Origin of the sequence: Flavobacterium caseinilyticum (assembly GCF_004349085.1) — a bacterium.
In the GTDB taxonomy this organism is placed as follows: domain Bacteria; phylum Bacteroidota; class Bacteroidia; order Flavobacteriales; family Flavobacteriaceae; genus Flavobacterium; species Flavobacterium caseinilyticum.
The window spans coordinates 461355-487993 of sequence record NZ_SMFM01000001.1 but is presented as its reverse complement, the minus strand read 5'-3'; the positions used below and the strand labels follow the sequence as shown (position 1 = coordinate 487993).

30 protein-coding genes are annotated in these 26639 nt (G+C 34.5%); 23 read left to right on the top strand and 7 right to left on the bottom strand.

The window, feature by feature from the left end:
* The first annotated feature begins 11 nt into the window (after positions 1 to 11).
* The 4 genes from E0F89_RS02215 (at position 12) to E0F89_RS02200 (ending at position 3730) form a co-directional block, all read left to right on the top strand.
* A complete protein-coding gene (locus E0F89_RS02215; protein ID WP_131908226.1) occupies positions 12 to 1412 on the top strand; it encodes a hypothetical protein in 1401 nt (466 codons plus the stop codon).
* A gap of 80 nt (positions 1413 to 1492) precedes the next feature.
* Positions 1493 to 2056, top strand: a complete 564-nt coding sequence (locus E0F89_RS02210) for a hypothetical protein (protein WP_131908225.1) — start codon at positions 1493 to 1495, stop codon at positions 2054 to 2056.
* Positions 2057 to 2264: 208 nt separating this feature from the next.
* Positions 2265 to 2603, top strand: a complete 339-nt coding sequence (locus E0F89_RS02205) for a T9SS type A sorting domain-containing protein (RefSeq protein WP_131908224.1) — start codon at positions 2265 to 2267, stop codon at positions 2601 to 2603.
* Positions 2604 to 2749: 146 nt separating this feature from the next.
* Positions 2750 to 3730, top strand: coding sequence for a LuxE/PaaK family acyltransferase (locus E0F89_RS02200; RefSeq protein WP_131908223.1), 981 nt, complete (start codon positions 2750 to 2752; stop codon positions 3728 to 3730).
* Here E0F89_RS02200 and tyrS read toward each other — a convergent pair.
* Entirely contained in the window at positions 3727 to 5019 is a 1293-nt protein-coding gene (tyrS, locus tag E0F89_RS02195) for a tyrosine--tRNA ligase (protein WP_131908222.1), read from the bottom strand. The genes E0F89_RS02200 and tyrS overlap by 4 nt on opposite strands.
* Before the next feature lie 182 nt (positions 5020 to 5201).
* Between tyrS and E0F89_RS02190 the strand changes: the two genes are divergently transcribed.
* A complete protein-coding gene (locus E0F89_RS02190; RefSeq protein ID WP_131908221.1) occupies positions 5202 to 6203 on the top strand; it encodes an NAD-dependent epimerase/dehydratase family protein in 1002 nt (333 codons plus the stop codon).
* 13 nt (positions 6204 to 6216) lie between these two features.
* On the opposite strand, the gene E0F89_RS02185 is transcribed toward E0F89_RS02190, so the two are convergent.
* Genes E0F89_RS02185 through E0F89_RS02175 form a run of 3 tightly spaced genes read right to left on the bottom strand, consistent with a single transcriptional unit; the run spans position 6217 to position 8730 of the window.
* Positions 6217 to 6642 (bottom strand): DUF4296 domain-containing protein, encoded by a 426-nt coding sequence (locus tag E0F89_RS02185; RefSeq protein ID WP_131908220.1) that lies wholly within the window; start codon positions 6640 to 6642, stop codon positions 6217 to 6219.
* 9 nt (positions 6643 to 6651) lie between these two features.
* On the bottom strand, positions 6652 to 7992 hold the full coding sequence (locus tag E0F89_RS02180; protein ID WP_131908219.1) for a dihydroorotase: 1341 nt from the start codon (positions 7990 to 7992) through the stop codon (positions 6652 to 6654).
* Between the two features lie 12 nt (positions 7993 to 8004).
* Positions 8005 to 8730: a polyprenol monophosphomannose synthase gene (locus E0F89_RS02175; protein WP_131908651.1), complete on the bottom strand. Its 726-nt coding sequence runs from the start codon at positions 8728 to 8730 to the stop codon at positions 8005 to 8007.
* Between the two features lie 104 nt (positions 8731 to 8834).
* Here E0F89_RS02175 and E0F89_RS02170 point away from each other — a divergent pair, with 104 nt between their 5' ends.
* From E0F89_RS02170 to E0F89_RS02160, 3 genes are all read left to right on the top strand, one after another.
* Positions 8835 to 9506: a DUF4271 domain-containing protein gene (locus E0F89_RS02170; RefSeq protein WP_131908218.1), complete on the top strand. Its 672-nt coding sequence runs from the start codon at positions 8835 to 8837 to the stop codon at positions 9504 to 9506.
* 13 nt (positions 9507 to 9519) lie between these two features.
* Positions 9520 to 10269, top strand: coding sequence for a uroporphyrinogen-III synthase (locus tag E0F89_RS02165; RefSeq protein ID WP_131908217.1), 750 nt, complete (start codon positions 9520 to 9522; stop codon positions 10267 to 10269).
* A gap of 167 nt (positions 10270 to 10436) precedes the next feature.
* Positions 10437 to 10907 carry an Lrp/AsnC ligand binding domain-containing protein gene (locus E0F89_RS02160; RefSeq protein WP_099714208.1) on the top strand — a complete coding sequence of 157 codons (471 nt, stop codon included), beginning with the start codon at positions 10437 to 10439 and terminating at the stop codon, positions 10905 to 10907.
* Positions 10908 to 11000: 93 nt separating this feature from the next.
* Here E0F89_RS02160 and E0F89_RS02155 read toward each other — a convergent pair whose 3' ends face one another.
* Positions 11001 to 11690 (bottom strand): zinc metallopeptidase, encoded by a 690-nt coding sequence (locus tag E0F89_RS02155; protein ID WP_196852946.1) that lies wholly within the window; start codon positions 11688 to 11690, stop codon positions 11001 to 11003.
* 238 nt (positions 11691 to 11928) lie between these two features.
* On the bottom strand, positions 11929 to 14988 hold the full coding sequence (locus E0F89_RS02150; protein WP_131908216.1) for a leucine--tRNA ligase: 3060 nt from the start codon (positions 14986 to 14988) through the stop codon (positions 11929 to 11931).
* A gap of 217 nt (positions 14989 to 15205) precedes the next feature.
* Between E0F89_RS02150 and E0F89_RS02145 the strand changes: the two genes are divergently transcribed.
* From E0F89_RS02145 to E0F89_RS02125, 5 genes are all read left to right on the top strand, one after another.
* The gene (locus tag E0F89_RS02145; protein ID WP_131908215.1) at positions 15206 to 16081 is read left to right on the top strand and encodes a cell division protein FtsX; all 876 of its coding nucleotides are present in this window, start codon (positions 15206 to 15208) and stop codon (positions 16079 to 16081) included.
* Between the two features lie 69 nt (positions 16082 to 16150).
* Positions 16151 to 16393 (top strand): DUF3098 domain-containing protein, encoded by a 243-nt coding sequence (locus E0F89_RS02140; protein ID WP_131908214.1) that lies wholly within the window; start codon positions 16151 to 16153, stop codon positions 16391 to 16393.
* Positions 16394 to 17215, top strand: a complete 822-nt coding sequence (locus E0F89_RS02135) for an undecaprenyl-diphosphate phosphatase (RefSeq protein ID WP_131908213.1) — start codon at positions 16394 to 16396, stop codon at positions 17213 to 17215. It abuts the gene before it with no gap.
* A 6-nt stretch (positions 17216 to 17221) separates the two neighbouring features.
* Positions 17222 to 17923, top strand: coding sequence for a tRNA pseudouridine(55) synthase TruB (truB, locus tag E0F89_RS02130; protein ID WP_131908212.1), 702 nt, complete (start codon positions 17222 to 17224; stop codon positions 17921 to 17923).
* A 4-nt stretch (positions 17924 to 17927) separates the two neighbouring features.
* Positions 17928 to 18458 carry a hypothetical protein gene (locus E0F89_RS02125; RefSeq protein ID WP_243699455.1) on the top strand — a complete coding sequence of 177 codons (531 nt, stop codon included), beginning with the start codon at positions 17928 to 17930 and terminating at the stop codon, positions 18456 to 18458.
* Positions 18459 to 18880: 422 nt separating this feature from the next.
* On the opposite strand, the gene E0F89_RS02120 is transcribed toward E0F89_RS02125, so the two are convergent.
* On the bottom strand, positions 18881 to 19480 hold the full coding sequence (locus E0F89_RS02120) for a thioredoxin family protein (RefSeq protein ID WP_131908211.1): 600 nt from the start codon (positions 19478 to 19480) through the stop codon (positions 18881 to 18883).
* Positions 19481 to 19585: 105 nt separating this feature from the next.
* Between E0F89_RS02120 and E0F89_RS02115 the strand changes: the two genes are divergently transcribed.
* The 10 genes from E0F89_RS02115 to E0F89_RS02075 all read left to right on the top strand — a co-directional run bounded on the left by E0F89_RS02115 (position 19586) and on the right by E0F89_RS02075 (position 26460).
* Positions 19586 to 20365, top strand: a complete 780-nt coding sequence (locus tag E0F89_RS02115) for a patatin-like phospholipase family protein (protein ID WP_131908210.1) — start codon at positions 19586 to 19588, stop codon at positions 20363 to 20365.
* A 66-nt stretch (positions 20366 to 20431) separates the two neighbouring features.
* Positions 20432 to 21139: a UMP kinase gene (gene pyrH, locus E0F89_RS02110; protein WP_131908209.1), complete on the top strand. Its 708-nt coding sequence runs from the start codon at positions 20432 to 20434 to the stop codon at positions 21137 to 21139.
* Between the two features lie 135 nt (positions 21140 to 21274).
* Positions 21275 to 21838 (top strand): ribosome recycling factor, encoded by a 564-nt coding sequence (frr, locus tag E0F89_RS02105; RefSeq protein ID WP_131908208.1) that lies wholly within the window; start codon positions 21275 to 21277, stop codon positions 21836 to 21838.
* A 300-nt stretch (positions 21839 to 22138) separates the two neighbouring features.
* On the top strand, positions 22139 to 22273 hold the full coding sequence (locus tag E0F89_RS17415) for a hypothetical protein (protein WP_262709508.1): 135 nt from the start codon (positions 22139 to 22141) through the stop codon (positions 22271 to 22273).
* Between the two features lie 35 nt (positions 22274 to 22308).
* Positions 22309 to 23757 (top strand): hypothetical protein, encoded by a 1449-nt coding sequence (locus E0F89_RS02100; RefSeq protein WP_131908207.1) that lies wholly within the window; start codon positions 22309 to 22311, stop codon positions 23755 to 23757.
* A complete protein-coding gene (locus tag E0F89_RS02095) occupies positions 23748 to 24200 on the top strand; it encodes a hypothetical protein (RefSeq protein ID WP_131908206.1) in 453 nt (150 codons plus the stop codon). The genes E0F89_RS02100 and E0F89_RS02095 overlap by 10 nt, the downstream gene beginning before the upstream one ends.
* Positions 24201 to 24226: 26 nt before the next feature.
* Positions 24227 to 24664, top strand: a complete 438-nt coding sequence (locus tag E0F89_RS02090) for a hypothetical protein (protein WP_131908205.1) — start codon at positions 24227 to 24229, stop codon at positions 24662 to 24664.
* Positions 24665 to 24871: 207 nt separating this feature from the next.
* The gene (locus E0F89_RS02085; protein ID WP_131908204.1) at positions 24872 to 25258 is read left to right on the top strand and encodes a hypothetical protein; all 387 of its coding nucleotides are present in this window, start codon (positions 24872 to 24874) and stop codon (positions 25256 to 25258) included.
* 6 nt (positions 25259 to 25264) lie between these two features.
* The gene (locus tag E0F89_RS02080; protein ID WP_131908203.1) at positions 25265 to 26005 is read left to right on the top strand and encodes a hypothetical protein; all 741 of its coding nucleotides are present in this window, start codon (positions 25265 to 25267) and stop codon (positions 26003 to 26005) included.
* A gap of 2 nt (positions 26006 to 26007) precedes the next feature.
* Positions 26008 to 26460, top strand: a complete 453-nt coding sequence (locus E0F89_RS02075) for a hypothetical protein (protein ID WP_131908202.1) — start codon at positions 26008 to 26010, stop codon at positions 26458 to 26460.
* Positions 26461 to 26639: the final 179 nt, after the last annotated feature.

The following is a 26639-nucleotide window of genomic DNA, read 5'->3' as shown; positions in this document are numbered from 1 at the left end:
AAACAAACACAATGAAAAAAAACCTTATTTTGATGGCTAGTTTACTATCGGCAGTCATTACATTAAATTCATGTAGCAATGATGACAATCCAATTGTAGTAGATGTTACTCCACCTACAGTTACTCCTAGCGGACCAGTTGAATTAACTGGTGATCTTACAACCAGAACGCTAACAAAAGACAAAAAATACCTTATAAAAGGTCAAGTGTTTGTAAGAAGCGGCGCTGTTCTGACAATTGAGCCAGGCACAACAATTTATGGTGATAAAGCAACCAAGGGAACTTTGGTAATTGACAGAGGCGGAAAAATAATAGCTGAAGGAACTGCAACCGCACCTATTGTATTTACATCTGCGCTTGCTGCCGGAACACGTGATAGAGGAGATTGGGGAGGTTTAGTAATCTTAGGTAACGCACCAGTTAATCAACCAGACCCAGCAATTGAAGGAATCACTCCAGCTGTAATTTTTGGAGGTACAAATAATGCAGATAATTCTGGTATTTTAAAATATGTAAGAGTAGAATTTGCAGGTATTGAATTGACACCAAACAATGAAACTAATTCTATCACACTTGGTGGTGTAGGTAGCGGAACTCAAATGGATTATTGCCAAGTATCTTTTGGTGGTGACGATGGATTTGAGTGGTTTGGAGGATCTATAAATTCTAAATACCTTGTTGCTTTTGCGATGTGGGACGACTGTTTCGATGTTGACTACGGTTTTACAGGAAAAGTTCAATTTGGTGTATCAGTACGTTACGGTAGCTATGCCGATCAATCAGGATCCAATATTTTTGAAACAGATAATGGACCTAATGATAACCTAACAACATTGATTACTACTGGAGTTTTCTCAAACATTACAGGAGTTGGACCAAGAATTACCAATACTCAATCTGTAAATGGAAATTACCAACACGCCTTAGATTTGAGAAGAAGAACTGCATTAACAATTGCTAACTCTGCCTTTGTAGGTATGCCAAGAGGATTACGTATGAATCAACAATCAGTAGTTGATAATTATGTTGCTGGAACAGGTGCTTTACTAAACAACATCATGGTTGCTCCAACTACTACATTCTCTGTTGGTACAGGAATGGTTGCTACAGCTACAACAGTTGAGGCACTTTGGAATACAACAAATGAAACCATCGTTAACACTGATTTAGCGGCCGTTTATTTGACTCTAGGTTTGAATACTAATATTTTCTTTGGTACAAATACTAGTACTGGTTATGCTTCAAATCCTGATTTTAGAGTAACTACTGGTACATTAACAACTGGTGCCTCATTTACTAACCCAAAACTTGCAGATGCATTCTTTACCAAAATTGCATACAGAGGTGCTTTTGGAACTACTGACTGGACTGATGGTTGGGCTGAATTTAACCCAGTAACAAAAGTGTATTAAATAAACACGATTAAAAAAATACCTAAAGGGCTTAATCTTTGTTTAGATTAAGCTCTTTAATTATTCTAAACAATTTCAAAATGAAAAATTTCTTATTCTTAGGTGTGTTTTTTATTCTAAACGGATGTGTGACAGAGCAAAAAAACACAAATCCTAACGATTACTTAACAAATGAAGAGCAAACAAAGTTCAAATATTCTATTGTTCGCTATTATGACGATTTGGCCCCAAAAGCAACGCATGAAACGAAATTCGATACTATTTTTGATTCCTATTACAAGAAAAAAAGCGATGCAAGCGATTTATTATTTTATTATTTTGACAAAGAAAAGGAAACGGCTTATTTCGCAATAACAAAAATTGCCCCAAGCCTTCAGGTGAAAAAAGTAGCCACAGTAGGATCTGTGACATATAAAGACGGGGAGACAATTCAAACTTATGAAGAAAAGTTCAGGACATGGAAAATGCCCGTTCCAGAACTCCAAAAAAAAACAACAATGTTGTTTACTAAATACATCGAAGGCGATGATCTAAGCCCATATTATACTAAAAATTCAAATGGAGATTTTATTATTGAATTTCCAGACGAAGTAACCCAATATGATACAAAATCAAGGAAATGGGTTACTACACAGAGTGAATAGATCGATCTTAAAGGTTAATTAAACAATCGAATTCCAGCAAGATCTGCAAAAAGATAAGAGTAAACACCGTTCTGATTTCATCATGTTACTAAAGACAACAGTTAAGTAATCTTTTTTAATATGCGCTATCTTTTAATTTTGAGCAAAATTATTAGTGGTATGCTTTTTGAAATATATTTTGTATATTTACTATTCAATTGAAAATCAAATGGCTAAAAACTACTTTTATATTATCCTCTTATTGGTTTTTTTATTCTCTATGAGTGTTACTGCTCAGGAAACTAAACAACAACCAAGATCACAAGAAACCGCCAAAATTGAAGGTTTGAGCTTGTATCCGAATCCTGTGAGTAATGGAAAAGTCTATATTTCTACAAAAAATGACTTAGATAAAGAAATAATTATCTTTGATGTTTTAGGAAAAAAAATACTTCAAACCATGCTAAGCTCAAGAGAACTTAACGTTTCTAATTTGCCTTCAGGTGTTTACATTATAAAAATTAATGAAAATGAAGCAACGGCAACAAGAAAATTAATTATCCGATAATTCTTCGCAATTTTAACACAAAAGCTCCAATTCCAATTGGAGCTTTTTTTGTATACTGTTCAGATAGATACTATCCTCAGCGTTCTATTTTTTCAATTCCGTTATCGTTTTGCCTTTAAAATTTTGTTTACTTTTGCAAAAAAAACTTGATCACTTCCTCCGATATATTTGCCATTTCCAGTCAAAAACAGTTTGAAAAAATTGCCTTGAAAGTGTTTCGTTACCAATACGAAAACAATAAAGTGTATCAGGAATTTTGTAATTTTTTAAAAACAGATCCTCACAAAGTAAAATCGCTGCAACAAATTCCTTTTTTACCAATTCAGTTCTTCAAAAGTCATCAAGTTGTTTCTAATATCAATCCAATTCAGGAAACCTTTACCAGCAGCGGAACAACAGGAATGATAACCAGCAAACACTTGGTTACGGATGTTAACTTATACGAAGAAAGTTACCGCAAAGGATTTTCTGAATTTTATGGCAATATCGAAGATTATGTCGTTTTGGCTTTACTTCCCTCCTATCTGGAAAGAGAAGGCTCTTCATTAATTTACATGGTTAAGGATTTAATTGAACTTTCCACTCATCCTGAAAGTGGTTTTTACCTGCACAATCACGACGAATTGATTGCCAAACTCATCGCTTTAGATGAGGCTGGTCAAAATGTCATTCTGATTGGAGTGACATTTGCTTTATTGGATTTAATAGAACAGCATAAGTTTCAATTGAAGCATACCATTATCATGGAAACGGGCGGCATGAAAGGCAAGCGTAAAGAAATGATTCGGGAAGAATTGCACGAACAATTGTGTCAAGGATTTGGCGTTTCAGCCATACATTCTGAATATGGGATGACCGAATTGCTTTCGCAAGCCTATTCATTAGGAAACGGTGTATTTGAATGCCCTTCTTGGATACAAATCCTAGTTCGCGATACCGAAGATGCTTTAACCTATATCCAAGACGGAAAAACGGGCGGTATCAACGTGATTGATTTGGCTAATATCAATTCCTGTTCGTTTATTGCTACGCAAGATTTGGGCAAAAAAAATCCCAACAACTCTTTCGAAGTATTGGGACGTTTTGATAATTCTGATATTCGAGGTTGTAATTTGATGGTCCTTTAAACCACTCTCACCACAAAATAGTTTTTCTTTCCACTTTGCAACAATACAAACTGATTGTTGATTAAATCTTTGCTAGAAAGTATAAATTCTTCAGTAACTTTTTCACGGTTTAAAGAAATAGAATTAGCTGTTAGAGCGCGTCTTGCTTCACCATTCGATTTTAGAAATCCTGTCTTCTCGTTTAAAACGTCAACAATATTGATTCCGGCCTCGATTTCATTTCTGCTGATTTCCGCTTGAGGAACACCATCAAAAACATCTAAAAAAGTTGCTTCGTCCAACTGTTTCAAATCATCTGAAGTAGAATTCCCAAACAAAATATTCGATGCTTTTATTGCATTTTCTAAATCTTCCGCTGAATGCACCATCACCGTAGTTTCTTCGGCCAAACGTTTTTGCAACAGACGTAAATGTGGTGCTTCTTTATGTTTTTCAGTTAAAACTTCGATTTCTTCTTTGGATAAAAAAGTAAAAATCTTAATGTACTTTTCTGCATCCACATCAGATGTATTCAACCAATATTGGTAAAACTTATACGGAGAAGTTCTAGCCGAGTCCAACCAGATATTTCCACCTTCTGATTTTCCAAACTTGGTTCCGTCTGCTTTTGTAATCAACGGACAAGTCAATGCATACGCTTTTCCACTGGCAATTCTACGAACTAATTCGGTTCCAGTGGTGATATTTCCCCATTGGTCACTTCCGCCCATTTGCAACGTACAATGTTTTTCTCTGTACAAATGCAAAAAGTCATATCCTTGAACCAATTGGTACGTGAACTCTGTAAATGACATTCCTTCGGCGGCTTCAGAAGACAAACGTTTCTTCACAGAATCTTTTGCCATCATATAATTGACCGTGATATGTTTTCCTACATCTCGAATGAAATCAAGAAAAGAAAAGTTTTTCATCCAGTCGTAATTATTCACTAATTCTGCTGCATTTGCTGCATCAGAAGTAAAATCCAGAAAACGGGATAATTGTCCTTTTATAGCTTCTTGATTATGACGCAATGTTGGTTCGTCCAATAAATTTCTTTCATTCGATTTTCCGGATGGATCACCAATCATTCCTGTTGCACCACCCACTAACGCTAATGGCTTGTGTCCCGATAGTTGAAAATGTTTCAACAACATCACGCCAACTAAGTGTCCTATATGCAATGAATCGGCAGTTGGGTCAATTCCCACATACGCCACACGCATTTGTTCCATCAAATGTTCTTCTGTGCCGGGCATAACATCGTGGAGCATTCCTCTCCAAGTTACTTCTTCAATAAAATTCTTCATCTTTTTAATCAATTTTCACAAAGATAATAATATCAGTGGCAAAAATCAATTTCAATTACAATAACAATTTTTTGGGAAAACTTAATTTGAATGTGTAAAATTGAGGTTGTTATTGAAAATGTTATTCGATTGAAATTGCTATTGTTTTTGCCGTTGAAATTGATTTCATTACATTTGTAACTATGATTTTAGTCACAGGAGGAACAGGTTTAGTAGGCGCACATTTATTGCTTCATTTAATTGAATCCCGAAGTATCGGAACAGAAAAAGTACGCGCTATATATCGAAGTCTCGCTTCGATGGAGAAAACCAAATCCCTATTTGCTATCTATAAAAAGGAATCGTTATTCGATCAAATTGAATGGATTTCCGCAGATATTACCGAAGTTCCTTCGTTAGAAATCGCCTTTCAAAATATTGACACCGTGTATCATTGTGCCGCTTTAATTTCTTTTGATCCAAAGGATGAAGATTTATTGCGAAAAACAAATATTGAAGGCACCGCGAATATTGTGAATTTCTGTATTGCCTATCAAATAAAAAAACTGTGTTTTGTAAGTTCTATTGCCACTTTGGGCGATTTGCTGCCTCATGAAAAATTCATTACCGAAGAAACCGAATGGAATCCGGAAAAGTACCATAATGATTATGCCATTTCTAAATATGGTGCCGAAATGGAAATTTGGCGCGGACAGCAAGAAGGTTTAGAGGTAATAATTGTAAATCCGGGCGTTATTCTTGGTCCTGGTTTTAGAGAGCAAGGAAGTGGACAACTTTTTACGAAAGTAAAAAACGGGTTGAAATTTTACACGCTGGGTTCAACCGGATTTGTTGCTGTTACTGACGTTGTTCGAATTGCGCATCAATTAATGCAAAACGAAATCAAAAATGAACGCTTTACTTTGATTGCAGAAAACAGTGTTTTCCGTGACATTCTTAACTCTATGGCTGATGCATTGGGTGTGCAACGACCCAAAACTCACGCCAAACCTTTTTTAATGGAAATTCTTTGGAGATTGGATTGGTTGGCTTCGAATGTTTTTCGTCAAAAGAGAAAATTATCCAAAGCCACTGCAAGAGCTTCTTACTCGGAAAGTACTTATTCCAATCAAAAGATCAAAGACCTACTGAAAACCGATTTCGTCGACATTCGACATTACATAAAAGAAATTTCGAAATTTTAAAAACTTAAATTTTTTATTTCAATTTTGTAGTGTCACCAATAGCCGGAGCTGGTTTTTTGTTGTTTTTAAGAAGTGGTTTCTTTTTCTTTTTTTCCAAATTTACTAAGGAATCGGCACTTTTTTTATTGGCATCCAGTCGTTTTGTGATTTGTTCAAACATCAATTTATAATCCTCATAATCTGATGCGTAATACACATTACTTTTGGCAAACTGAAGACTGTCAATTTTATATTTTTTATAAATATAGTCTCTTGAATTTATTTTAAAAGTATCCAAAGAAGCAGGATTTTGATATTTTATTGCTTCCAAAACAGCTAAATCATACATCACATCAATCATAACCTCTTTATCGATAAGACGCTCCGGTTTTTTGACTACTTCGTCTTTACAGCTTACATAAAGAGTCAATATCGCTAAAAATGTTATAATTTTCCTCATCTGATAATTTTATCTTTCAAATAATAAACGTTTTCCTGCACGAATATCTTTCACTTTAAAAGCGGTGTAGACTAACTGTCCGTTGACAAAAGTATGGGTGATTCTGGATTTGAAAGTAAAACCTTCAAACGGCGACCAGCCACATTTAGCCAAAATATTTTCTTTTTTTACGCTCCAAGGTAAACCTGAATTTACGATAACCAAATCAGCATAGTAACCTTCTTTGATAAAACCACGCTTTTCAATTTTGAAGATTTTAGCCGGATTGTGGCACATCTTTTCTACAATTTTTTCAACACTTATTTTCCCTTGATGGTGCGCTTCAAACATTGCCACGACAGCATGCTGGACCAATGGCCCTCCGGAAGGCGCGTTCAGATAGGATTGTTTTTTCTCTTCTAAAGTGTGTGGCGCATGATCTGTAGCAATAACATCAATTCGGTCATCCAATAATGCTTCCCAAAGCACTTTTCTGTCATTAGCCGTTTTTACTGCAGGATTCCATTTTATTAGATTGCCTTTCGTAGCATAATCATCATTGGTAAACCACAAGTGATGCACGCAAACTTCGGCAGTGATTTTCTTTTCTTCCAATGGAATTTTATTGGTAAACAAATCCATTTCTTTGGCAGTCGAAAGATGAAAAATATGCAAACGAGCACCGGTTTTCTTGGCCAAAGCAACCGCTTTGGAAGACGAAATATAACACGCTTCCTCGCTTCGGATCAGGTGATGTACGGTAACGGGAACATCCTCGCCAAACTCTTCTTTGTATTTCGCTAAATTCTTTTGAATGGTTGTTTCATCTTCACAATGCACCGCAATAAGCATGGGTGTACTTGAAAATATTTTCTCTAATGTCGCTTCATTATCTACCAACATATTTCCTGTTGAAGAACCTAAAAAGATTTTAATTCCGGCAACATTCTTTGGATTTGTTTTTAGAACTTCTTCCAAATTATCATTAGTAGCGCCCATCATAAACGAATAATTCGCATAGGATTTTTGAGCAGCTAATTCATATTTTTGCTCTAATATTTCTTGGGTAACCGCATTTGGAACCGTATTTGGCTGTTCGATATAGGAGGTAATTCCGCCTGCAACTGCCGCTCTGGATTCGGATTCAATATCGCCTTTATGCGTCAAACCAGGCTCTCTAAAATGCACCTGATCATCAATTGCACCCGGAATCAAATAATTTCCTTCGGCATCAATAATTTTACATTGAGAGGATTTGGCACTAATACTTTCTGAAATCTCAACAATTAAGTCATTTTCAATTAATACATCGCCTTCAAAAATCTTTCCCTCGTTTACTATTTTGGCATTCTTAATTAAAACCCTGTTCATCGTATCTTTTTCTTATAATGTGTTGACTAATCTTTTTAATCTGAGGGCAATAACTCCAAAAACAGCTTCGACTATTATCGAGTTACTCATTTTGGACTGTCCTTTCGTTCTGTCGGTAAAAATGATGGGAACTTCAACAATTTGAAATTTTTTACAGTAAGTTCTGTATTTCATTTCAATTTGGAAAGCGTAACCCACAAATTTTATCTTATCTAAATTGATCTCTTCTAATACTTTTCTCTTATAACAAACAAAACCTGCTGTGGCATCATGAATTTTCATTCCAGTAATTAATTTGACATAAACCGATGCGAAATAAGACATTAACACACGGCTTAACGGCCAATTCACAACATTTACTCCGGTAACATATCGAGAACCAATTGCCAAATCGGCATCGCCAAAATGACACGCATTGTATAGTTTTTCTAAGTCATTTGGATTATGTGAAAAATCAGCATCCATTTCAAAAATGAAATCGTACTTATGCAGTAATGCCCATCTAAAACCATGAACATAAGCTGTTCCCAGACCTGATTTTTTTTCTCTCTTTTCCAAAAATAATCTACCTCCAAATTCTGATTGAAGCAAAACAACCTTATCAGCAGTATGATCGGGTGAATTATCATCAATAACAAGAACATGAAAAGATTTGTGCTGCGAAAACACGGATCGAATAATGCTTTCTATATTTTCAATTTCGTTATAGGTAGGAATTATAACAATACAATCATTCATATTTTTGACTAATTTCCCCGCAAAAGTAAACTTTTTATGCCATTTCATCCTTAATAAAATTATAATAAAAAGAATGAAATAAAAATTAGTAATTTTGCAATGTTATGATCGAAACTATACTTCATCCCAGAATAACTGACAGCCGAGACTGGGCTACCGTGCTTTTTGTTCTGTCATTTGCTATCATTGCTGTTACAAAATCTGTTTTCGAAAATAGGTTTGGTGATTTTGCCAATTTAATTTTTTCGAATAAATACAATAAAGTCTACAAAGACAGCAGTCATTTAAAGAGTGGTTTTACCATTGCGTTGTTTCTTGTCCAAGTGATTTCACTTGCGTTTTTTATTCAAATCTCGCTCAGTTATTTTGGTCTTGGTTCAAAAACGGATTGGATTTTTTACATACAAATATTTACGTTTTTGGTTTTCTTTATTTTATCGAAATATTTGATCGAAAAAATAATTGCCACATCGTTCAATATTGAAGAATTTATGGAGCAGTTTAATCTTCAAAAGGTTACTTACAGAACCTATATTTGGTTATTTATACTACCAATCAACATTATTTTGTTTTATTCCGACTACGTTTCAAGAAATATTTTGTTGGCTATTATGGCTACAGCACTAACTTTCAATGTTTTAACGTATTTGATTTCAATAAAAAATCATCAAAATATAATAATCGGTAAGTTGTTTTATTTTATTTTATATCTTTGCGCTCTCGAAATAGCTCCCTATTATTTTATGTATTATTGGTTTACAAAAGGGAGTGCTTAGAAAACATTAATATATGAAAGTGAAAACAATTTTGGTGTCACAGCCCGAGCCTAAGGTGGAAAATTCGCCTTACTTTGAACTTCAACAAAAGCATAAGGTAAAAATTGATTTCAGGTCTTTTATTCATGTAGAAGGAGTTAATGCAAAGGAGATTAGACTTCAAAAAATTGATCTCAATCATTACACCGCAATTATTTTAACTAGCAAAAACGCTGTTGATCACTTTTTCAGAGTAGCTGACGAAATGCGTTTTAAAGTTCCGGAAGGATTAAAATACTTCTGCCAATCCGAAGCCATTGCTTTTTACCTGCAAAAATACGTAGTGTATAGAAAACGCAAAATTTATGTTGGACCAAAAGATTTTGCTGATTTATCTCCACTGATAAAAAAATACAAAGACGAAAAATTCTTATTGCCTGCTTCAGACCAATTGAATGCCGATGCGCCAATCACGCTCAACGCATTAAAAGTGGACTGGACTCCAGCTGTTTTTTACAGAACTGTAATGAGCGATTTATCCGATTTGGCCGATGTATATTATGATGTTTTGGCTTTCTTTAGCCCAACAGGAATAAAATCATTGTTCAAAAACTTCCCGGACTTCGAACAAAACAACACTCGAATTGCCGTTTTTGGGAGTACAACTCAGAAAGAAGCATTGGATCACGGTTTAAGAGTCGATATTCTTGCACCAACACCAGCAACACCTTCGATGACAATGGCTTTGGAAAAATACATTATTGAAGCCAATAAAGGAAAATAAAAAAACTTTTGAAATACAGTTAAAAAAGCCATTCGAAAATCTGAATGGCTTTTTTTTGTGACGTGAATTTTTAAAACAGTTTACATTTATTTTTATTAATCGTTTTTTACTTAAATTTGATTTTAAATTAAAACTAAATCCTAAATTTTGGTTTAAAATCACAACTTATGAAAATCAATTCCTTGATAGTAGAAATTGACGGCATCGATAAAGAAATTTTACGCGACCTGATGGAAGATGCCCGAAAACCAATTCTGCAAATCGCCAATAAAATAGGGATTTCAGGAGCGGCAATTCATCAACGCTTGCGAAAACTGGAACAATCCGGCGTAATTTCGGGATCAAAGTTTACGGTAAACAATAAAATTTTGGGCTATAATACGATGGCTTTTGTTGGGATTTATCTGGACAAAGCAGCCCGAAATCCAGAAGCAGTTCGTGATTTAAAGAAAATTCCGGAAGTATTAGAGTGTCATTACACTACTGGAAACTGGTCGATTCTGATCAAAATTATTTGTCGCGATAACGAACATTTAATGCATTTACTCAACACCAAAATCCAAGCGATAGAAGGCGTTTCCAGAACAGAAACCTTCATTTCTTTAGACCAACAAATCGACAGACAAATTCAACTTTAGATATTTAGATAATTGGACTTTTAGATTAAACGAAAAAAAAATGCCGTTTGGAGTACAAACGGCTTTTGTCTAATTATCTAAAAATCCAATTATTTAGTCTCTTCTGCTTCCTCCCATATAAATGGAAACGTAATACAACAGCGTAGCAATTGACCCCAAAGCAGCCACGACATACGTTCTGGCAGCCCATTTAAGCGAATCTTTAGCTCCTGCTTGTTCTTGTTGCGTCAGCATTCTTTTATTTTCTAACCAAGCCAATGCACGATTACTTGCATCATATTCGACTGGCAAAGTAACAATCGAAAACAAAGTGGTTGCCGCAAAAATGATAATTCCTACCAATAATAACTGTGGAAAAGTTTTCATCATTAAGATTCCGGCAAGCAAAATCCATTGCATATACGTTGATGCCACATTCACAACAGGCACTAATTTAGAACGCATCGTAAGCCATTGATATCCCACAGCGTGTTGTACGGCGTGACCACATTCGTGCGCCGCAACAGCCGCTGCAGCCGCATTGCGTTGGTTATAAACAGCCTCACTTAGATTTACCGTTTTATCTACCGGATTGTAATGATCCGTCAATCGTCCAGGCGTAGAGATCACTCGCACATCGCGAATTCCATTATCGGCAAGCATTTTTTCGGCGATTTCAGCGCCTGACATTCCGTTTTGTAATTGTAATTTAGAATAATGTTCAAATTTGCTTTTTAGTCTTGAACTAACTAACCAGCTGAAAAGCATAATTGCTCCGGCAAGAATCAAATAACCCATTCCCATATTTTTGTTTTTTAATTGTATTGTTAAAGTTATAAAAGAATCATCAAAATCTGAACCAATTTTTTATTGTGTCAATTTGGCATTGGTGAAATGGAACGCGGATAACGCAGATGAAACGGGTTTGCGCGGATTTTTTGATTGTTAAGATTGTGATTGTAGAGACGCACTGCAGTGCGTCTCTACGGTGCGTCTCTACAGTGCGTCTCTACGGTGCGTCTCTACAAAATCATTAAAAAATTTATCCCACCAAATTGATAATTTTTCCCGGAACAATTATCACCTTATTTGGCGTTCTGCCCTCTAATTGTTTGATGGTTCTTTCATCTTTCATTACGATTTCCTCGATTTGTTCCTTGTTTAAATCCAAAGGTAAAACCATCGTGAAACGCATTTTTCCGTTAAAAGAAACTGGATATTCCTTTTCGCTCTCCACTAAATATTTAGCTTCAAAAGCAGGAAAAGCAACTGTCGCAATCGAACCTGTATTTCCTAATAACGACCATAATTCTTCGGCGATGTGCGGTGCATACGGTGAAATTGTAATCGCTAATGGCTCTAGAATAGCACGAGAATGACAGTTTTGAGTGGACAATTCATTTACACAAATCATAAACTGAGAAACTGATGTATTGAAAGAGAAACCTTCAATATCTTCCGCTACTTTTTTGATGGTTTTGTGCAATGATTTTAGGTTGTCTTTGGTTGGCTCGTCATTGGTAACAATCAAACCATTGTCATCAAAATACAAACGACACAGTTTTTTCAAGAAACCAAAAACTCCCGAAATTCCAGCCGTATTCCAAGGTTTTGCTTGTTCCAATGGCCCTAAAAACATTTCGTACAAACGCAAGGTGTCCGCTCCGTATTCATTACAAATATCATCCGGTGTTACGACATTGTATTTGGATTTCGACATTTTTTCGATTTCGCGACCAACAATGTATTTTCCGTTTTCTTCAGTGACAAATTCTGCATCTTTATAATCAGAATATAATGGATGGTTCTTAAAAGTTTCAATGTCTAATTCATTAGTTATTTCATTGATTACTTTTAAATCAACATGTATTCCACTAATAAAAGGAACTAAATTATTTAAAAATTCATCTGACAATTGAGTCCTCTTCTTTACAATACTAATAACCTCATCCTTTAACTTAATTGTTGACAACAACCCATTTAAAACTTGATCATTTTTCTTTAACTTTTCATGTGAAATAAAAACGGTTGGAATCTTCTTAAGTGTTTCAACCACCTCATTATTGCCCTCAGATGCAATTCCATAAGTAAACGATATTCTATACACAAACGCACTCATCCCTAAAATCATTCCCTGATTAATCAGTTTTTTAAATGGTTCTTCGGTCGGTGCAAAACCTTTGTCTTTCAAAAATTTGTTCCAAAAACGGGAATATAATAAATGTCCGGTTGCGTGTTCGCTTCCGCCAATGTATAAATCCACACTTTCCCAATACGCCATTGCGTCCTTGCTGGCAAATTCATTTTCATTGTGCGCATCCATATAACGCATCCAGTACCATGAACTTCCCGCCCAACCTGGCATCGTATTTAGTTCCAATGGAAAAACGGTTACATTATCTACTAACTGAGTACTAACCACTGAACACTGAACACTGTCCCAAGCCCAAACCGTAGCGTTTCCTAAAGGTGGTAAACCTTCTTCGGTTGGCAAGTATTTCTCTACTTCCGGCAAGATGATAGGCAAATGTTGCGCATCAATCATTTGCGGCAAGCCATTCACATAATAAACCGGAAACGGTTCTCCCCAATACCGCTGACGAGAGAAAACGGCATCACGCAAACGGTAATTTATTTTTCCTTTCCCTTGGTTTATTTTTTCTAATTCTTCAATTACTTTTTGAGTCCCTTTTTTATAATCTAATCCATTTAGAAAATCAGAATCTACCAATTGAAAACCTTCTTTGGCTCCAAAAGCAGCCTCAGAAATATCTTTATCAAAAATATTTTTAATGGCTGACATACCTTGTTGACCTTTGAAGAAATTCGCAAAAGCATAATCTCTTTCATCGCCACAAGGAACCGCCATAACAGCGCCTGTCCCGTAACCTGCCAAAACATAATCTCCAATCCAAACTGGAATTGGTTCTTTCGTAAACGGATGTTCAGCATACGCACCGGTAAATACCCCAGAAATAGTTTTTACATCGGCCATACGCTCTCTTTCGGAACGTTTTGACGTTTTTTCTATATAGGCATCCACTTCTGCTTTTTGTTCTGCAGTTGTAATTTGAGAAACTAATTCGTGTTCCGGAGCCAATGTCATGAACGTAACTCCAAAAATGGTATCAGGTCTTGTAGTAAAAACATCTATATATTGTTGATCACTTTCGACTTTCGACTTTTGACTTTCGACTTTAAAAGAAACAGTCGCTCCAACGGATTTTCCAATCCAGTTTCTTTGACTTTCCTTGATGCTTTCGCTCCAATCGATTTCGTTCAAACCTTGTAACAAACGTTCTGCATAAGCCGAAATTCGCATGCTCCATTGCGTCATTTTTTTACGAACAACCGTAAAACCGCCACGTTCTGAAACGCCATTTACGATTTCGTCATTTGCCAAAACCGTTCCTAATCCTGGACACCAGTTAACCTCAGTCTCTGCCAAATAGGTCAATCTGTATTGCAGCAAAATTTTCTCCTGCTGTTCTTTTGCGAAAGCGTTCCATTCATTTGCTGTAAAACCTTCAATATTTTCATCACAAACGGCGTTGACATTTACATTTCCTTCTGTCGAAAAAATGGAAACCAGAGTCGAAATATCTTCGGCTTTATCGCTGTTTTTATTGTACCAAGAATTAAATAATTGGATGAAAATCCATTGTGTATGCTTGTAATAATCAGGATTTGAAGTGCGCACTTCTCGGCTCCAATCAAAGGAGAATCCAATTTTGTCTAATTGTTTTCTGTAACCCGCAATTTTATTTCCTTCCTTATCCGTTCCTCCGTCAATATTTACCGAAGTCGTATCCTCCGGACGTTGACCAGTTTGTATGGCATATTGTTCCGCAGGCAATCCAAAACTGTCGTAGCCCATTGGGTGCAACACATTAAAACCTTGGTGTCTTTTGTATCTTGAATACACGTCAGAGGCAATATATCCCAGCGGATGCCCAACATGCAATCCCGCTCCAGATGGATAAGGAAACATATCAAGTACGTAATATTTAGGTTTTTCTGAGTTGTTTTCGGCTTTAAACGTTGCGTTGTCTAACCAATATTTCTGCCATTTGGCCTCTATTTCGTTCGGATTGTATTTCATTCCTCTTTTTTATTTTTATTTTAATGGAGTTATGCTTTCACATACTCAAGTCATTTAGCGCTTTATTTTAACCCATTAAGGGTTTTGAACCCTGAATAGGTTACGAAAATTTCAGGTCGCAAATTTACGTTTATTGTACGAAAGTTGAAACTTTGAGCGTTATTAACTTTAAATAAAGAAATTCTTTATTATTTTTACCCAATAATTTCAATAAACTATGAGTTCTTCATTTGATAATTTTCAAAAACGCCGGTTAATTTCCTCTTATTTTTCAGTAGTGCTAAGTGTATTCTTAGTTTTATTTCTATTGGGAATATTGGGACTTTTCATTATAAATTCTAAAAAATTAGCAAACGATTTCAAAGAAAATATTGCCATGACGGTTTTTTTCAAGAATGAAGCCAATGACAGTATTGTGAAAGCTTTTGGAACCCAAATAAAAGCAAGTCCATTTGTAAAAACATATACTTATGTGACCAAAGAAGCTGCCGCTAAAGAACATACTGATATTATTGGTGAGGATTTTATGGAATTTCTTGGTGAAAACCCACTGCAGAACTCCTACGATATTCACTTGAAAGGCGATTATGTAGTGAAAGACAGTATCACAAAAATCGAAGCAGGCTTGCGTAAAAATACTATGATTTCAGATATTGTTTATGACAAACAATTAGTGAATTTAGTGAACGACAACATCAAAAAAGTGAGTATGTGGATTTTAATAATCAGCGGATTCCTTGCTGTTATTGCCGTATTACTGATTAATAGCTCGTTGCGTTTATCGATACATTCCAACCGATTTATCATCAAAACCATGCAAATGGTAGGTGCAACTAAAGCGTTTATCAGAAAACCTTTTGTAATGCGAAGCATAAAACTAGGAATGATAGGAGCGGTTTTGGCCGTTTTAGCATTAATTGGTGTTTTAATTTATGTTGAAACCAGTTTTCCAAATCTTGGTATTTTAGAAGATAAAGCTATGATTGGCTTGGTATTATTGGCCGTTTTAGGAATTGGCATTTTAATTACTTGGTTAAGCACGTATTTTGCAACACAACGTTTCTTGAATTTAAGAACAGACGATCTTTATTAGTATTCAGTGTACAGTAAAAAAAATTGAAAAATAACAGTTAGTAGTGATACTGAACTAAATTCAGCATAAATGGAAAATAACGATCAGAAACCAGAATTTCTTTTTGATAAGATAAACTATCAGATTCTATTAATTGGGATAGTAGTAATTGCCTTAGGATTTATTCTAATGGCAGGAGGAGGAAGTGATGATCCTAATGTGTTTAGTGAAGATATCTTCAACTTCAGAAGAATTCGATTGGCACCAACAACTGTTTTAATTGGTTTTGGAATTACCATTTATGCCATTCTTAAGAATCCCAAAAAAGCATAAATGAACACATTACAAGCATTTTTAATTGCGATTATAGAAGGATTAACAGAATATCTGCCTGTTTCCTCGACCGCTCACATGATTTTTATGAGTTCTTATTTTGGAATTCAAGAGGATGATTTCGTGAAGCTTTTCCAGGTTTCTATCCAATTTGGAGCTATTTTGGCGGTTGTAGCTTTATATTGGAAGAAGTTTTTCGATTTCTCTTCAAAAAGTGTTGCCATCAGTTTTTATCTTAAACTTGTTTATGCCGTAATTCCAGCTTTAGTTTTAGGAAAATTATTCGATGATAAAATTGAAGCAGTTCTTGGAAATCCAATTCCTATTGCGATTGTATTAATTTTAGGTGGCGTAATTTTACTTTTTATCGACAGTCGTTTTCAAAGTCCAACTATTATCAAAGAAGAAGATATCACGGTAAAGAAGGCCGTAATCATTGGTTTTTGGCAATGTTTAGCAATGATGCCGGGAACAAGTCGTTCTGCTGCCTCAATCATTGGAGGAATGCAACAAGGATTGACGCGTCATGCGGCAGCGGAATTCTCTTTCTTCTTGGCGGTGCCAACGATGATGGCCGTTACCTGTTATTCTGTATTCTTGAAAACCTACGAGTCTTCACAAATGAAAGGTTATGAATTGATTTTAAAATCAAACGAAAACATACAATTGTTCTTGATAGGAAACGTAGTTGCTTTTATCGTTGCCATTATAGCTATTAAATTTTTCATAGAAATCATCAAAAAATACGGTTTCAAACCTTGGGGTTGGTACCGAATAATCGTCGGATTCTTTTTATTGATTTACTTTTCATACTTTAAATAAATTTCCTTGAAGACAGCCGAAAATTTCCAAGAGGGACAAATTTTATTGATTGACAAACCATTAAATTGGACTTCTTTTCAGGCAGTAAACAAATTGAAATGGGCATTAATTACCAAACTAAATCTGCCAAAAAAATTCAAGATTGGTCACGCCGGAACTTTGGATCCTTTGGCAACCGGATTGTTGTTAGTTTGTACCGGAAAATTTACCAAAAGAATCACAGAACTTCAAGGCCAAGCCAAAGAGTATACCGGAACTTTTCACATTGGAGCCACAACGCCTTCGTATGATTTAGAAACGGAAATTGACCAAACTTTCCCAACGGAACATATTGACGAAGCTTTAATTCATGAAACTGTCAAACAATTTCTTGGCGAAATCGATCAAAAACCACCTATTTATTCGGCGATAAAAAAAGATGGCGTTCGCTTATACGAGCATGCAAGAGCAGGAGAAACCATTGAAATTGCCACCAGAAAAACAACCATTCACGAATTTGAAATTACCAGAATTGCACTTCCTGAAGTTGATTTCAGAGTCGTTTGCAGCAAAGGAACATACATTCGCTCCCTGGCTTTTGATTTTGGACAAGCGATGAATTCCGGTTCGCACTTAACCGCTTTGCGCCGAACCAAAATTGGAGATTATGACGTAAATGAAGCTATAGTCCTCGAAACATTCGAGGAAAACTTAGTTATAAATAATTAATACTTTGAGGCTTTTTCGAATCTCAGTTATTTTCTTGCTTTTCACTTTTTCAGCTTTTTCTCAAAATAAAAAATTTACTTATATACAATTTGATATAGCTTTTTCTATCAAAGGAAATCCGGATCGTGGCGAAACAGATCTAAATGGTAATACTAACAATTTATGGTTTTTACCCGATGGTTTGAGCAGTAAAATAGGATATGGAATACATCATAACAAATGGATCGGTTTAGGAATTCACTCTGGTGTAGACTGGAGGTGGACAGACAAACTAGTTGTGGTTCCTGTTTTTGCAAATTTAAAGTTAAGTCCCAAAATTGGTGACGAAACAAGAATTACACTCCAAATGGGTCTAGGTAAAGCGATCGCTTTGGGTCGAGGGGATTTAATTGGAGATTATAAAAAAATCAGTTTGGGTTTACAAACGGCTGATGATGTTATATTATTTCTTGAAGTAAATCACTATGCGATTCCTATTAATAATCAAAAAGATACTGGAAGCGTCAGTTTAGGAGTTTCTTTGGTCACTTTTTAAATTAAAATGTTTTAGACCTTTAAAAATTAGCATTGTAAAACTTTTCAGACCCTCAATTGCATTCAAAAAGCAAAAACACATGACAAATACATAAAAGAATTTGCGATGTGTTTTTTCTAAAATTAAAAGTAATTTTGATCCATACTTTTTTCTCTACTTGGTTACGAGATGTTTTAATAATGAGTTACGTCTTTATCTCCAAACAGCAAATAGGACAAATAATCATAAATTCTATCAAATAGCTTTTTCATAACGATGTTATTTAAATTGTTAAACAATGTTTAAACACCAATAGAAAAGTAAACTAAAGTACGGTAGAGTTGGTTGAAGCGACTAATTTACGCTTTTTTTTCGATACTTAATAAAAAAATATATCTAACCATCTGAAAAATAGAATTTTATAACGGTAAATAGTTGTTCCTTTAAAGATTCAGCATCAAGTTGACCAATTCATTTTGCGTTGATATTCCTTTATCATGCAAATACCAAAGTTGCAAATTGGTTTTTATAGTCTCGTCAATAACTCCAAATTCTTTTTTATAATCATTCACTAAATCAGCCGCGGCTTGAGGTCTAGGCCCCCAATTTCCCAGCACACTGCCCGTTTCCTTATCGACAATAATTAATATTGGAATAGACTTCTTTTTATTGGTCAAAAACAACTTCATCAATTCTTCATTTTCATCACGGAGAACAATTCTCAAATCAATTTTACCGGATTCCACTGCCATTTTATTGATAACTGGCAATAGTTGCGCAGCATCACCGCACCAGCCTTCCGAAATTACTAACCAAATATATTCGTTCTTTAAAGATTTTAATGCGCTGCTATTTTCCTCAGTGATTTTGATTGTTTTATCCAGACGATTCATTCTGGTTTCATTCAATTCGCTATAATGTGTTAAATCTTCGGATTGTTCGTTCCCGGTCGATTTTTTTTCGATTAACAAATCTGTGATAAGTTTTCTGTACTCTATATATGAATGGCTATTAAATAATGCTTTGGCTACTGGAATTTTCATAATGAATTATTTATTTTCGCAAAGTTACCATAAAATTGGAGCATAAATATGATATCTGTCACTTTCAATTCTACAAAAAGAGTAATTTTATAACAAATAGTTAAGATGGATTTAAAAACAAAATCAATTGGATTGGTTCTTTCGGGCGGAGGTACAAAAGGACTTGCACACGCAGGAGTAATAAAGTTTTTAGAAGAAAAAGAAATATATCCTACCCGAATGGCCGGAACTAGTGCTGGTTCTGTAGTTGCTGCAATGTATGCCTGGGGCAAAACGCCTGAGGAAATTTTGGAATTTTTCAAATCCATCTATCTTTTTCATTGGAGACATTTAACCCTCAAAAAAGCAGGTTTAATAGATTCAGAGTCCTTTAAAAGTTATTTTCACTCGATTTTTAAAGATGCAGTCCTTGGGGATTTGAAAATTCCAATTCAAATTACTGCAACAGATATGATTCGAGGAAAATTAAAAATATTTGGAACCGAAACGAAAATCACTGATGCTATTTTAGCATCTTCGGCATTTCCCGGAGTTCTTTCACCATATGAAATCAACGGAAGCATTTACAGTGACGGCGGAATCTTAAATCACTTCCCAACTGATATCATGCAAGGACAATGCGATACTGTAATTGGTGTTTATGTAAGTCCTATCCAAAAAATTGAAGCTAAAGATTTGCGGTCTATCAAAGCAGTGACTACTCGGGCTTTTGATATTCTTTCGGCAAATTCAAATATGCACAAATTTAATGTTTGTGACTGGGTGATTGAGCCAAAGGATTTATGCCTGTTCAGCACATTTGAAAGCAATAAAGCAAAGATGGACTCCGTTTTCAACATTGGCTATGAAGCCGCGAAAAAATCCTACGAAAAACTTGCTTTATAAAATTTAGGCAACATTATTTTAAAAAAAATAATATTCTATATTTGCACCAAACAACTCAACACACACATGAAATACAAAAGAATCCTTCTGAAACTAAGTGGCGAAGCTTTAATGGGCGACTTGCAATACGGAATTGACCCAAAAAGACTTGCTGAATATGCTGATGAGATCAAGCAAATTCATGAAAAAGGAGTAGAAATAGCAATTGTAATAGGCGGTGGGAATATTTTTAGAGGAGTTGCCGGCGCGAGTGCAGGGATGGATAGAGTACAAGGCGATTATATGGGAATGCTGGCAACGGTAATCAACGGAATGGCATTACAAGGCGCGCTGGAAGAAAAAGGAATGAAAACCCGTTTACAAACGGCGTTGAAAATGGAATCTATAGCAGAACCATATATTAAAAGAAGAGCAGATCGTCACCTTGAGAAAGGAAGAATTGTAATTTTTGGAGCCGGAACCGGAAATCCATATTTCACAACTGATACTGCAGCAGTTTTACGTGGTATTGAAATTAATGCCAATGTGATTCTAAAAGGAACTCGAGTGGATGGCGTATATGATTGTGATCCGGAAAAAAATGCTTCTGCCGTGAAATTCGATTTTATTTCCTTTGATGATGTCCTCAAAAAAGGATTGAATGTAATGGATACAACTGCATTTACGCTAAGTCAGGAAAATAAATTGCCGATCGTAGTTTTTGACATGAATAAAGTCGGAAACTTATTGAAAATCTGCGAGGGAGAAAATATAGGAACTGTAGTAAATATATAATAGACTGTTAGATTATTAGACTAGTTAGATTGTTAGATAGATACACTCGATGATTAGCAAAGCTAACATCTAATAAATCTAAAAACGTAATAAATCTAAGAAGTCTAACGATCTAAAAATCTAAAAATCTAAATTATGACTGAAGAAATTGAATTTATATTAGATAGTACGAAGGAATCCATGACGGGTTCTATTGCGCATTTAGAAAAAGAATTTTTGAATATCCGTGCCGGAAAAGCATCTCCGGCCATGCTTGGAAGTGTTTTTGTCGATTATTACGGATCAGCAACACCACTTTCGCAGGTGTCAAAAATCAGTGTTCCTGATGCCAGAACTATTACATTGCAACCTTTTGAAAAAAATATGCTGCACGTAATTGAAAAAGCGATTATGGTGGCTAATATTGGTTTTAACCCAATGAACAACGGTGATGTAATTATCATTAGTGTTCCTGCATTGACCGAGGAAAGAAGACGTGATCTTGCCAAACAAGCCAAAGTTGAAGCTGAAGACGCTAAAGTTGGAATTCGAAATGCCCGTAAAGATGCCAATACAGATATCAAAAAATTAGAAAAAGAAGGAACCTCAGAAGACATTTGCAAAAGTGCTGAGGATGAAGTGCAAAACTTAACCAACGCTTTCATCCGTAAAATAGATGAACTTTTAGTGGTGAAAGAAGCTGAGATTATGAAGGTGTAATTGCTTTTCAACTCATATTTAAAACCCGTCCCGTTATTGTAACAGGACGGGTTTTTTGTTTTTTGTAAATATCACTCCAATTGGGTATTATAATTTATAAAATATTTCTTATTTTTATGAAATATTAACATTTAAAAATTTTATGAAAACAAACAAACAAACAAACAAACAAACAAACAGCTAAAAAACTATTTATGCAGGACAACTATCCTTGGCTTAGTTTTAATTTTACTTAGTTGTAGTGAAGATTTATATGAGGAAAATATTGATGCTTCAATTGGCAAAGCAACTATTACTGAAATGAAATTTGAAGAGCTTTTGGCAAAAGATTCTAAATTTAAAGACTTAGTTGAAAAAGTAGGTGGAAATTTGATTACAAAAAAAAAAATGCATTCAAAATACAAAACGATTTTATCATCACTAACGACAATGTAAAAAAAATTAAATTAAATAATATTATTTCTTATACAATGGCAATAAAAAGAAACAATGTTAGTGATAATTTAAGTTTTGAAAATTTAGTTATACAAGAAGAAATTAATACTAATCCAAGCGCATACATTTTAAAATATATATCTAATAATATTATATTATCAGAAGGTCAATTATTGAATTTTGAAGGTAAAATTCAAATGAATCGTTTAGAAAAAGCCCCTAAATTTAATAACAACAAACCACAGAACCGAACCACAGAATCAGAATGTTTCGTATATGTGGAACAATTATGGTGTTCAGAACCTTATCAAGGTAGTACACAACATCATTTACCCGGTGCGTCGTGTAAAGTTTCAACCCTCTATATAAGAACAGTACAAGTATTAACACCTGATGCATGTGGTAGTACTGGTGGTGGTGGAACAAGTGGTTCAACAGGAAGTGATGGTGGTTTTGGCGATCCCTACGGTACAGGAGGTGGTGGCGGCTACGACAATAGTGATTATCCAACAGAGGATACATATACGGAGAATTATCAACAATATATTACAGTCCCTATATTGAGTGCAGAAAATAGTTTTGATATAAAGAATACTTTGATTTTTTATAACATTCTTTCTTTTCAGCAGCAACAATGGGCTATTGACAACCCTAATTCATACAATCAAATTATCCAATATCAAATAGAACAAAAATGGTCTGTATTTTCTCGTGAAAATTCTATTTGGGCAATAGATGTTTTTCAAGAATACCCAGAAAAAACAATAGATGATGTTAAAGATCTTGTTTATAGAGTAATAGTAGACCCGTCATTTAAAAACAACCCATGTTTAAATGGAGTATATCAAAAATTAGGTCAAGCGCCTACTTTTGACAATTATTTGAAAGAATATGATACGGATTTTTCCGTAGTTGACTTAAAGTTAAGTGTAGGAGTTGAGTCTAAATATCCTTTGGCAAGTGCCGTTACTTATGAACCAATAAATTCATTAATTGAAATTAAATTTAATCCTAATTATTTAAATACACCTCCATTAAACATAGCAAGAACTTTTATTCATGAAATGATTCATGCTGAAACCTATAGAAAGTTGTTAATTCTCTCGGGAAAAGGAGAAATCCCGTGGTCATCTGATTTTATTGAAAGTATTAAGAATGATGAAGAAAAAATTGCTCATTATTATATGATGTATAAATATGAAATACCACTAGGAGGGTCTCCTTCAGAGCCACAGCATGAATACATGGCACAACTGTCGCGTAACATAATAACAGAAGTTATGAAACAATACGACAGTTCACAAAGTGAGGATGTTTACAACGCTTTGGCCTGGATTGGACTTATGGGTGGAGGAGAACCTGATGAAACAACAGGATTACCTCCGCAACCAACAGCAGCATGGGTAGCTACTCCTCAAGCAGAAAGAGTGAGAATTTTAGAAATTTATAGAAACTTTATAAAAAACAATATAAAATGTCAATAGCACTAAAAAAAATAAAAAGTATATTACTATTATTATTTACTGTTTCATGTTCATCACAAAACGGGGTAGAAAAAAAGGAAATTAATGTTTTTTTTGATTTAAAAGATAAAGCAATAAACAAAATATACGTTAATAGGGATTCAACAGAGGCCCGCTTCAGTATTTATGTCGAAAAATACCAAACAAAAGTAGCAAGAGACAAAGCAACGAATGATTATTATAATGACCCACGAGACCGTAATAGTGCGGGAATACCTAGTTTTACTGCAAGCTTTATTAGTTTTAATAAACCAATGAAAATAAATTCATTAGAAGGTATTGATATTTTGACCTTGAAACAATTTCGAGATAAATTATTTCCTCATGGCTATCCTATGTATTTTATATACAAGTCCGAGGAAGGATGCTATTTAAAATGGGAAGTAATTCATATAACTTATTAATTATATCTTTAAATTATCTATTCGGAATGTCAGTAAAAATAACTCTTCTATTATTAAGCTTCTGCTGTATTTCTTTTGCACAAGAATCAAAACAACAGAAAATAACGATTTTTTTAGATTTTAATGATAAGTTATCGGTAGAATATTCTATAAACAAAGATACAACATCTACTTCTTTTGGTATTTTTTTTGAAAAATATCAAACCAAAGAAGCTAGAGATAAGGCTACTAAAGATCATTACAATGACATTAGAGATAGAAACAGTGCTGGATTACCAGATTTTTCAGTAAATCTATATGTATTCAGTTTAAAACCAGAGAAATTAAATTCCTTAGATTGTATTGACTACATTACGGTTAAACAATTTAGAGAAAATAACTACAAAACAACTTCTCCAACATATATAATTCATAAATTAAAAGATGGTACATATTTAAAATGGAAAACGTTCACTATGAATTGAGAGAATATTTACTCAAACAATTCTGATTCCTCCGCTGGCGCAAGGGTCCCACTCGTGATGCTTGTAATTGATTAATATGACTTCGGTTTGTGGTAGTGTTTAAAAATTAAAGTATATTACAATATAGATTGTGTTCACGAGCGGGAAAGAAGCCGAAATCCCCTGCTGGAGCGAGCGTCCCAATCGTGATGCCTGTTATGGATTAATATGACTTTGGTTTGTGGTAGTGTAAAAATTAAAGTATGTTACAAAATAGTTTGTGTTCACGAGCGGGACGCTCCCGCGAGCTGGGGCTACGACAATAGTGATTATCCAACAGAGGATACATATACGGAGAATTATCAACAATATATTACAGTCCCTATATTGAGTGCAGAAAATAGTTTTGATGTAAAAAATACTTTGATTTTTTATAACAGTCTTTCTTTTCAGCAGCAACAATGGGCTATTGACAACCCTAATTCATACAATCAAATTATCCAATATCAAATAGACAACAAATGGAGCGATGAAAGTAAAGAATTTTCCAATCAAATAATAACACCATTAAGTGGAGACTCTTCATTAAAAATCGATATTGAGTCTTCTTTTTAATCACCTATGAATATTGATAAATCATCAATAAAAGATGTCACCGAAGCGGATAAAAAATTTAATTCAGTATATAAGGCTTTGACTGATTCCCCCGCATTTAAAAACTTATTTTTAGATTTATTTGATAATAACAACAAGCGATTCAATGTGAAATTTGAAATCATTGAAAATCTAGATAACAACACAAGGAAAATAGATGGATTTACAATACCGCCAGACCTTAAAGGCGGACCAACTCTCATTCAAATTAACAAACAAATATTGACCTCTACGGGATTAAGACCTAAGACAAATATTGAAATTGCTAAAACCATATTACACGAGTGTATACATGCTTATTTAGCAATCAAAGGCAAATATCCTGATGCTGGCGGCAGCACTATACCAGGTATAGAAAACATGACATTTGCGGAGGTATTGAAAGCCACAAGGCCTAGCACTGGCGCTCAACACGATTTTATGTTCAAAAACATGGTGCCAACTATGCAAAAAATTCTTGCTGAAATCAAAGATTTAGTTACATCTAGCACTACCAGAGCAACTGTAGAGTCTATAAGGCTACAACCTAATTTTTATACTAACCCAAAAAACACAACACTTTGGAACTGGGACGACTATTTCTATTATCTAAGTTTAATCGGTCTACAAGATACCGAAGCTTTTAAAATAAGCTTTCCTGCTAATACAGATAAATTTGAATTACTTCTTGAGTATACCGCTTTTGGCCACAAACACCTTAAAAATTAATTATGAAAGTCACATTATTATTCTTTTTCTTATTTGTAAATTTATTACACGGACAAGAGATTGAGGAAATCCGAAAACTAGATACGGTATATATCCTGTTTAAAGCAGACAAAAATCAAACAAAATATTTTGAAAATGAATGTATCACTTGTCAAGGATATTATTTTTTGGAGGGATTTTTTCTACAAAAAGATACTTTAGGGATTTTTACATACGATAAAGATAGTAACAGAATATATAGACCTGCTAATGACAGATATGAAAAAAAGTCTTTTTTAAAAAAGCATAAAAAAGAAATTATTCATATTAATTTTTTCAAGAAATTAAAAAAAAATATGGAGGAATTCGGGGAGTCTTACAAACCCCAAATTTACTACATCATTGACATGGCTGATTTCAGAAAAAATAAGATTAAATTAACCGAGGTTAATTCTTTAGTTTATGTAATGGAATAAGCTATTAAACATTTACCCCCGCTAGCGCGAGCGTCCCGCTCTTGATGCCTGTTGTAGATTAATATAATTTTAGTTTGTGGTAGTGTTTAAAAATTAAAGTATGTGACAATATAGATTGTGTTCACGAGCGGGACGCTCGCGCGAGCTGGGGAAGTAAGAGATTTAGTAACGACTATACC